Annotated in this window: 7 protein-coding genes and 1 tRNA gene; 4 read left to right on the top strand and 4 right to left on the bottom strand. The window is 61.1% G+C overall.

Annotated elements, in window-relative coordinates; all coding sequences use genetic code 11:
- Nucleotides 1-57: 57 nt before the first annotated feature.
- Nucleotides 58-1,092 carry a D-xylose ABC transporter substrate-binding protein gene (gene xylF / locus ACXYMS_RS06040; protein WP_458904518.1) on the bottom strand — a complete coding sequence of 345 codons (1,035 nt, stop codon included), beginning with the start codon at nt 1,090-1,092 and terminating at the stop codon, nt 58-60.
- Between the two features lie 226 nt (nt 1,093-1,318).
- Between xylF and ACXYMS_RS06035 the strand changes: the two genes are divergently transcribed.
- The 4 genes from ACXYMS_RS06035 (at nt 1,319) to ACXYMS_RS06020 (ending at nt 5,400) form a co-directional block, all read left to right on the top strand.
- A complete protein-coding gene (locus ACXYMS_RS06035; RefSeq protein ID WP_458904517.1) occupies nt 1,319-2,551 on the top strand; it encodes an ROK family protein in 1,233 nt (410 codons plus the stop codon).
- Between the two features lie 206 nt (nt 2,552-2,757).
- A complete protein-coding gene (locus ACXYMS_RS06030; RefSeq protein WP_458904515.1) occupies nt 2,758-4,185 on the top strand; it encodes a mannose-1-phosphate guanylyltransferase/mannose-6-phosphate isomerase in 1,428 nt (475 codons plus the stop codon).
- A gap of 25 nt (nt 4,186-4,210) precedes the next feature.
- Nucleotides 4,211-5,110: a UTP--glucose-1-phosphate uridylyltransferase GalU gene (galU, locus tag ACXYMS_RS06025; protein ID WP_458904514.1), complete on the top strand. Its 900-nt coding sequence runs from the start codon at nt 4,211-4,213 to the stop codon at nt 5,108-5,110.
- Between the two features lie 214 nt (nt 5,111-5,324).
- Nucleotides 5,325-5,400, top strand: a tRNA-Thr gene (locus ACXYMS_RS06020).
- Nucleotides 5,401-5,481: 81 nt separating this feature from the next.
- Here the strand turns inward: ACXYMS_RS06020 and ACXYMS_RS06015 are convergent.
- The 3 genes from ACXYMS_RS06015 to cysD all read right to left on the bottom strand — a co-directional run bounded on the left by ACXYMS_RS06015 (nt 5,482) and on the right by cysD (nt 8,919).
- Nucleotides 5,482-5,652: a hypothetical protein gene (locus tag ACXYMS_RS06015; protein WP_458904513.1), complete on the bottom strand. Its 171-nt coding sequence runs from the start codon at nt 5,650-5,652 to the stop codon at nt 5,482-5,484.
- A gap of 457 nt (nt 5,653-6,109) precedes the next feature.
- Nucleotides 6,110-7,999 (bottom strand): sulfate adenylyltransferase subunit CysN, encoded by a 1,890-nt coding sequence (cysN, locus tag ACXYMS_RS06010; protein ID WP_458904512.1) that lies wholly within the window; start codon nt 7,997-7,999, stop codon nt 6,110-6,112.
- A gap of 11 nt (nt 8,000-8,010) precedes the next feature.
- Nucleotides 8,011-8,919 (bottom strand): sulfate adenylyltransferase subunit CysD, encoded by a 909-nt coding sequence (gene cysD, locus ACXYMS_RS06005; protein ID WP_458904510.1) that lies wholly within the window; start codon nt 8,917-8,919, stop codon nt 8,011-8,013.
- Nucleotides 8,920-9,364 lie beyond the last annotated feature (445 nt).

Below are 9,364 nucleotides of genomic sequence, written 5' to 3'. Positions count from 1 at the left end.
CCCCCCCCCCCCCCCCCCCCCCCCCCCACTTCTTTACCAGTCTAAATCAAGACAGTATCAGTTACACGCAGCAACCGAACCGGTCGTCACGCCCTGGCAGACCACATCCTTGGCAACCCAGCCGGCGTCGATCACGACGTTTAGGTTGTCCTTGGTGATAGCCACGGGGGCAATGAAGAAGGCGTTCATGGTCACGCCCTTTGGCCCGCCAGCGAAGGGAACCACGCCGGTAACGGCGTCGAGCGCCGTGCCGCCAGCCAGCTCGAGGGCCACTTCAGCGGCCTTCTTGCCCAGCTCGCGGGCGTCTTTCCAGACTGAAACGGTCTGGGTGCCCAGTGCAATGCGGTTCAGGGCGGCATGATCGCCGTCTTGGCCCGAGACCGGCACTGCGCCGGCAAGACCCTGGGCACTGAGAGCAGCAATGGCGCCGCCGGCAGTGCCGTCATTGGAGGCGACCACTGCGTCGACCTCGTTATTGTTGGCGGTCAGGAACTGTTCCATGTTCGCCTGGGCGACTTCGGGATTCCAGTTGTCGGTATAGGCTTCGCCCACATTGACGATGGTGCCCGCGTCGATCCCGGCCTGGAGAACTTCCATCTGGCCTTCGAACAGGAAATCGGCGTTGGGATCGGCCGAATTGCCCTTGATGAAGACATAATTGCCTTCAGGCTGGACGGCAGCGACACCGGCAGCCTGCAGACGCCCGACTTCCTTGTTGTCGAAGGTCAGGTAGAAGGCGTCGGGGTTCTCGATCAGGCGGTCATAACCAACCACCGGAATGCCTTCGGCAACGGCGGCGGCCACGGCCGGGCCGACAGCTTCGCTGTCCTGCGCCAGGACGATGATGGCGTCGGCGCCCTGGCTGATCAGGCTTTCGATGTCGGTCAGCTGCTTGGAGGCGGACGACTGGGCGTCAGCCGAAATATACTGGGCGCCAGCGGCTTCGAGCACGGCCTTGATGGCGCCTTCGTCAGTTTTCCAACGTTCTTCCTGGAAGTTGTTCCAGGAAACGCCGACGACGATCTGGTCCTGCGCAATTGCGGCCCCGCAAAGAACCGTCGACGCAAGCAGGATCGCTGCAAATTTGTTCATGATGTCCTCCCAATGGGCAGCACGCTGCCCGCAATGCAAGTTGGCGGCATAACCCCAACCAGGCGCCGCCTCCTGCGCCCTTGAGCATTATTTTACTGCTCGAAAAAACCTCTCGCATGTGGCCAAGCGCCATGTCAACTTCAATTTCGAGGCTCGAAGATAATCACCGGTTGCGATATGGCCCATTGAGTGATGATTTGGACGCCGGGGTTGGGGAGGAGTGCGCTTGACGCGAAACGTCAGCGATAGTGATAGCGTCCGGCGACAGAATCGCGGGCTGATCCTGGCCGCGCTGCGGTCCGGTGGACCGCAATCACGTACTGCCCTGGCGGGCGTCACCGGTCTCAGCCATGCCAGTGTGACCGCGATCATGCAGGATCTACTGACGCAGCGCGCCGTTGAGGAACTCACCAACCCCGAGCGCACCGATGGGCGCATGCGCGGTCGGCCTGCTACGCTGGTGGGGTTCAGGCGCACCGCGTCCTACGTCGCGCTGTTCGAGCTCGACGTGAACCGGCTGCGCGCGTCCTTGGTCGACTATGCGGGCATCTTGGTGGACCGCATCGAGACCAGTGTGACCCCCCGAACTTTCCAGGATCTTACCCCGACAGACTTCTTTGACGAGCACCTCGAAAGCCTGCGGCAGCGGACCCCCAAGGCCGCGCCCAACCTGCGCCGCATCGCCATTTCGGTTCAGGGCATTCTCGACCGTGACGGCAGTGGCGTGAAATGGTCGCCCATCGCCCATCTGGCCGGAACAGCCTTCGCCACCGACTTGGCCAGTCAGTCCGGCCTCCAGGTGACCCTCCACAAGCGCGGCCGGTTGCTGGCCGAAGGAACGCGCTGGCTCGACCCGAACCTGCATGATGCCAGCGTCGCCACGGTCTTTATCGGCTCGACGGTCGCCATGGGGCTCAGCCTGCGCGGCCAGATTACCGGACGTGGCGAAGGCGGCGGCACCGAATTCGGCCATATGAACCACACGCCCAACGGCGCGCTCTGCCGCTGCGGTATGCGCGGCTGCATCGAGGCCTATGCTGCGGACTATGGCGTGCTGCGAACCAGTTATTCCGTGCCTGAGAACACGCCCCCTGCCCCTGCCGTTCCGGCACAACAGTATGAGTCTTTGGTGCAGCGCGCCGAACAGGGTGATCGGGCCGCGACCCACGGCTTCAATCTGGCGGGCCGGGCGATCGGCTTTGGCCTGAGCCGCATGCTGGCAATGTTCGACCCGTCGCACATCCTTCTCGTCGGCCCCGGCGCCCGCGCCCTCCCGCTCATGCGATCCGAGATCGAGGCGGCCCTGGCCACCTCGCTTGTATGCAGCATCAACGGCCTGCCAGCGATTTCCGCCCATCTGGACGAGAAGGAACCGATCTTTCGCGGACTGATGATGAAGACCCTCAGCGCGCTCGACCAAGGGGACATCGCCGCCCTCGAAGCGGGCGTCCGACTCTAGAGCGAATCGGGATGCCGAATTTGCATGGGTGTGTCTCCAATTGCGCAATAGCCAGGTCGCCTTGATCGTTTATCTTGCGGCGCGAGGCAGTTAACCACCGAAGTAATTCGCGTCGATTGTCTTAGGCATGACATGGTATCAGGTCCATGAATTGAGGACGGTACACTGGTGCCGTGGCGACGTCTAATGATTGGGGCAGATCGATCGTGAGCGAAAAAATTGTACCGGTAATCCTGGCCGGCGGCCAAGGCACGCGTCTCTGGCCGATGTCACGGGCGGCCAGACCAAAGCAATTCCTGCCGCTGACCGGCGCCAAAAGCCTTTTCCAGAATACCCTTCTCAGGGTCGCCGACGACAGACGTTACACGGCCCCCATAGTGGTGACCAACGCCGAGTATCGCTTCATAGTCGCCGAGCAGGCGGCGGAGGTGGGGATCGCGCTCTCGAGTATCCTGCTCGAACCGGTAGCGCGGAACACCGCCGTGGCAATCGCGGTCGCGGCCGTCCAGGCGGGCGAGTTATTCGGCCAGGGTTCGGTTCTCCACGTGCTTCCCTCCGACCATGACGTGGATGCCGATGCCGGCTATTGGCTGGCCGTCGCTCATGCCCGCGACGCTGCCGCCGAGGGTCAGCTTGTTACATTCGGGGTCCAGCCCGCCCATCCCGAGACCGGATTTGGCTATATCAAGTCGGACGCCGCCATTGGCGAGGGCGCCAGGCCCGTCCAGCGTTTCGTGGAAAAACCCGATGCGGAGGGCGCCGCCGGCATGATCGCGGAAGGCGGATACTTCTGGAACTCCGGAATGTTCATGATCGCGGCGGGCACGTTTCTCGATGAATGCAAGACCCTGGCTCCCGACACACTGTCCAGCGCCAGGGCTTCGATCGACAAGGCCAGGACCGATCTCGACTTCGTCCGTCTCGACACCACCGCATTTGCCGCCGCCCCCGGCATTTCGGTCGACTACGCCATCTTCGAGAAGACGCAAAAAGCCTCTGTCGTGGCTGTCGATTTCGGGTGGTCCGACCTTGGCAGCTGGGACGCTGTCTGGAAAAACGGAAGTCCCGATGGCGCCGGCAACGTGACCCAGGGCGCGGTGACCCTCGATGGCGTTACGGGATCGCTCGTCATTTCCGACCATGCCCATGTCGCGGTCAGCGGCCTCGATGACGTGGCGGTCATAGCCACCAATGACGCGGTCTATGTCGGACGCCTGTCGAACGCCCAGAAGGTCGGGGACATGGTCAAGCGCCTGCGCGCCGACACCAAGACTGCCGGCCTGACCGAAATCCATCGCACTGCCTATCGTCCCTGGGGCGGATATTCCTCCATCCTCAATGGCGATCGTTTCCAGGTCAAACGCCTCTTCGTCAAACCTGGAAAAAAACTTAGTCTCCAAAAGCACCACCATCGTGCCGAGCACTGGATCGTGGTACGCGGCACCGCCGAGGTGACCGTGGATGGAACAGTGACGACCCTGAGCGAGAACCAATCCATCTATCTCCCGCTCGGTTGCGTTCATCGTCTGGCCAATCCAGGCAAGATCGAACTCGAACTCATCGAGGTCCAGACCGGCTCTTATCTGGGAGAGGATGACATCATCCGCATCGAGGACGAGTTCGGTCGCGCCTGACCGATCGAGCAACCAGGAGACCACCATGTCCAAACGCGTCCGGACCGCCGTCTTTCCCGTCGCCGGGCTTGGCACCCGTTTTCTGCCGGCCACCAAGTCCATGCCCAAGGAAATGCTGACCGTGGTGGACCGCCCGCTGATCCAATATGCGGTGGATGAAGCGCGCGAGGCCGGCATCGACCATTTCGTCTTCGTCACCGGCCGCAACAAGGGGGTCATCGAGGATCATTTCGATCGCCAGTTCGAGCTGGAGGCGACGCTGGAGGCCCGCGGCAAGACCGAAGCGCTCGACGAACTCCGCAAGGACCTGCCTTCGGCTGGCCGCACCAGCTTCACCCGCCAGCAGGAACCGCTGGGCCTGGGCCACGCGGTCTGGTGCGCCCGCGACATCGTTGGGGACCAGCCCTTTGCGCTGCTGCTGCCGGACATGATCTTCCGCGCCAAGCCTGGCGTGCTCAAGCAAATGATGGACGCCTATGAGGAGCGCTCGGGCAATATCATCGGGGTCGAGGAATGCGCCTGGGAGGATGTGTCTTCTTATGGCGTGGTGGTGCGCGGCGATGGCCCGGACCAGGGCTTTGCGATCAATGGCATGGTGGAAAAGCCCAAACGCGAAGACGCGCCGTCGAACCTGTTCATCTCAGGCCGCTACATCCTGCAGCCCGAGATTTTTGCGCTGCTGGCCGAGCAGACGCGCGGCGCGGGTGGCGAAATCCAGCTGACCGATGCCATGCAGACATTGATGGGCCAGCAGCGCTTCACCTGCGTCAAATATGAAGGCAAAGTCTATGACTGCGGCTCCAAGCTGGGCTTCCTGACTGCCAATGTGGTGTTCGCCCTCGACCGCCCCGACATCCGCCCCGGCTTCATCGAGGAATTGCACAAGCTCGGTATGTTTGAGGCAATGAAGGCCGCCGCCGAGTAACCCTTCGTGATCCCATTCGTAGTCAAATGACATCAACTGGCCGCCAGAAGCAGCGCTCCTCCGAATTGGAGCCACCACGAAGGGCCGCAGGCTGGCGGATAGGCATCACATCAGGAGTTGAGACCCGCCACGGATCTCTCCAGGCCCTGATACCGCAAAAGCCTGTGTTACCCCGCTTGTTTGTAGAAGTCACGAATGCTAGACGCTTCCTCGCGCCGGTATAGCTCAGTTGGTAGAGCACCTGATTTGTAATCAGGGGGTCGCGGGTTCGAACCCTGCTGCCGGCACCAGATTTCTCCAGCATTTGCGTGCTCTTCAGTTGTCTGCATGTTGGTAGTGATAGGCTCTCGGTTTACAATTTCAGGCGTGGTTTACAGTTTGGTGGGTTTAGCTGCGAACGCACCAGCTGACTGAAGCTTTAGAATTGCCTCATCAGCGCCGCTTGCCAGATAGTGTTGGCGGATTATCCGCTCGCACTCTTTTTCATCATGACCACTGGCTTCAGCAATGTCCTTGATCGCTGCACCGGCCTGATAGGCCACCGACCACGCTCGGCCGGCAACAATGACCCTACCAGCGCCCACTCATCATCAGTCAGATCGCCCCGAGCCAAAACTGCCTCCTCTGAAAGAAAGCCTTGAATCAGTCAGGCAGCGATTTGAGAGCCCCTTTTGCCAACACAGCCTAGGCTGACGCAGCGTCTGGCGACGCACATTGGAACACGATAAGGTGCCTGAGCGGAGTTGATACTTCGTCTTGTCTTGGCCGCGATCGCAGGCTTTGCCTGCGGCCTCACCTACTTCTATGTAGGCAAGGCCTTATTGATACCTGACCGGAGCGCTACAGCGGCCGACAAATCCACGGCTCACAATACCTCAAGCATACGGCCTCTCGCGCCCGAGGCAATTGAATCCATTAATTTGCTCGAGCGATCCCATAATGATGCGAGTTCAGCCACATGACTTCCGGACAGGTGCGACTTGGCCTTTCGGCGTGGGATCACTTTGGTAACAGCGACCGAATAAGCTTGTTATAAAGCGCGTCGGCAAGCACTTCAGGGAGGTCGCCTCCGCCTTGGAGCAGCACGTCGGGATTTGCCGGTGCCTCGAACGGCGAGTCGATACCGGTGAAGTTCTTGATCTCGCCTCGGCGCGCCTTGGCATAGAGACCCTTGGGGTCGCGCGCTTCGACCACCTCCAGCGGAGTATCGACATAGACCTCGGTAAAACCGATGTCTCCGGCGATCTCACGGGCCAGGCGCCGCTCGGTTTCGAAGGGCGAAATGAAGGAGACAAGGACGATGAGGCCGGCATCGGCCATGAGCCTGGCCACCTCGGCGACACGGCGTATGTTTTCCACGCGCCCCGCCTCGGTGAAGCCGAGATCCTTGTTGAGGCCATGGCGCACATTGTCACCATCGAGGATGTAGCAATGCCGGCCCTCGGCGGTGAGGCGCTTCTCGAGCAGATTGGCGATCGTTGACTTGCCTGATCCCGACAGGCCCGTGAACCAGACGATATGGGGCTTCTGGCCCTTCATCTGGGCGCGGACATCCCGGTTCACGTCGAAGGACTGATAGGTCAGGTTCTGCGCCCGGCGCAGCCCGAACTCGATGGTCCCTGCCCCCAGCGTCGCGTTGGTCAGCCGGTCGATGAGGATGAACCCGCCGGTCAGCGGATTGGTCGCATAGGGGTCGAAGGCGACCGGACGATCGGTGGCAATGGTGACCGTCGCGACCTCGTTGAGATCGATCTTGGTCGCCGCGGTCTTTTCCAATGTGTTCACATTGGTGCGGAACTTGAGATCAGTGATGGTCGCCGGCACCACTTGCGTGCCGAGCTTGAGGAGGTAAGAGCGCCCCTGGAAGGCGGCCTCCTCGTTCATCCAGATCAGGCGCGCCTGGAACTGGTTGGAATATTCCGGCGTCTCGCCAGGCCGCGAGAGGACATCGCCGCGAGAGATATCCACTTCCCGGTCCAAGACCAGCGTTACGGCCTGCCCGGCCACGGCGCGGTCGAGGTCACCATCCATGGTGACGATGCGCTTGATCGCGGCAGGTTTCCGCGAGGCCGCGACCAGCACCTCGTCGCCGACAGCGATCTCGCCGGAGGCGAGGGTCCCCGAGAAGCCGCGGAAGTCGAGATTGGGACGGTTGACCCATTGCACCGGGAAGCGAAAGGGGCTCGTGGTGCGGTCTTCTTCGACCGCTATGGTTTCGAGATAGGGGACCAGGGCACTGCCCTTGTACCAGGGCGTCTTGGCACTGGAGGCAAGGATATTGTCCCCGCGCAGCGCCGAGACCGGAATGGTGGCGAGGGTCTTGAAGCCCAGCGGCTCCGCGAACGCGCGGTACTCGGCTTCGATCTGGTCGAAGACGGCCTGGTCATAGTCGACCAGGTCGATCTTGTTGATCACCAGCACCACATGCTTCACGCCCACCAGCGAGAGGATGAAGCTGTGGCGCCGGGTCTGGGTGAGGACGCCCTTGCGGGCATCCACCAGCACCAGGGCAAGCTCGGCATTGGAGGCGCCGGTGGCCATGTTGCGGGTATATTGCTCATGACCCGGGGTATCGGCGACGATGAACTTGCGCTTGTCGGTGGAAAAGAACCGATAGGCGACGTCGATGGTGATCCCCTGCTCCCGCTCGGCGGTCAAACCATCCACGAGAAGCGAGAAGTCGATACCCTCATCACCCACATGGCGGTTGTGGCTCTCTTTCTTAAGGCTCGCCAATTGGTCGTCCAGCACCAGCTGGCTGTCATAGAGCAGCCGGCCGATCAGGGTGGATTTGCCGTCATCGACGCTGCCGCAGGTCAGGAAACGCAGGAGCGACTTCTCCGTCTGCTGCGCCAGCCAGAGATCGAGATCGGTGTTGGGACTGGGCATGGCCACGCTCATCAGAAATACCCTTCCTGCTTTTTCTTTTCCATCGATCCCACCGAATCGCTGTCGATCAGCCTGCCCTCGCGTTCCGAGGTGCGGCTGGCCTGCATTTCCATGATGATCGAGGGCAGATCGGCCGCGTCCGAGCGGATCGCCCCGGTGAGCGGATAGCAGCCAAGGGTGCGGAAGCGCACCATTTCCTCGCGTGGCACCTCGCCCGGATTGAGCGGCATGCGCTCGTCATCCACCATCACCAGCGTGCCAGAGCGCTCGACCACAGGCCGGCGCTTGGCGAAATAGAGCGGTACAATGGGGATCTCCTGGTCATAGATATAGGTCCACACATCCAGCTCGGTCCAGTTCGAGATCGGGAACACCCGCATGCTCTCGCCCGGATTGAGCCGCGTGTTGAACGTCCGCCACAGCTCGGGGCGCTGGTTCTTGGGGTCCCAGGCATGGCTGGCATTGCGGTGGGAAAACACTCGCTCCTTGGCCCGGCTCTTTTCCTCGTCGCGCCGCGCCCCGCCGATCGCCGCGTCATACTTGCCGGCATTGAGCGCCTGGCGCAGCGCCGCGGTCTTCATGATGTCGGTATAGCGCGAGGAGCCATGGTCGAACGGATTGATCCCGTCGCGCACGCCGTCCTGATTGGTGTGGCGGATGAGGTCGAACCCGTATTCTTCCGCGGTCCGGTCGCGAAAGGCGATCATCTCGCGGAACTTGAAGGTTGTATCCACATGCAGAAGCGGAAAAGGAATCTTGCTGGGATAGAAGGCCTTGCGCGCCAGGTGCAGCAGGACGCTTGAATCCTTGCCGATCGAATACATCATCACCGGCCGCTCGAAACTGGCCGCCACCTCCCGAAGGATCTCGATGCTCTCGGCCTCGAGGGCATCGAGATGGGTGCGCTTGACCGTATTCATCCTAAACTCCAAACATCAGACGGCATCCGCCATCTGAGCGAACCGAACATCGCCATAGGCGATAAAGAAGGGATTGGCGAAGTCAGTATCGTCGGCCGGGCGCGCTTATCAAAGGAAAGTCGGTTTTCATTTCGACACGCCGTCTTCCACTCGGTCGTGAGGCCTTTGTCAGCCCTCGGGCCAGGCGCCCTGGTCAGGAAACACGCCAACCGATGAGGTGCATAGCTCCCATACCCCAGCGGAATGCTCAAGAGCTCCGCACCGAATACCATTACTTCCTCGCCCAATTTCTGAGAAAAAGTTTCTTCGCAAAAATGCTATCGAAGAATGGAAAGTAATGATCTAGTATACTCGGCACCCTGCATTTAATTCACCCATCAACTACAATCAGCAACCGTTCAACGTCGCGTGCGTGGATCGTCGGTCTCTATGGTAGTCCCTATCG

The organism is Devosia sp. CAU 1758, assembly GCF_054482695.1.
Note: the sequence above shows the minus strand (reverse complement) of the source record. Positions and strands in the feature narration are given on the sequence as shown.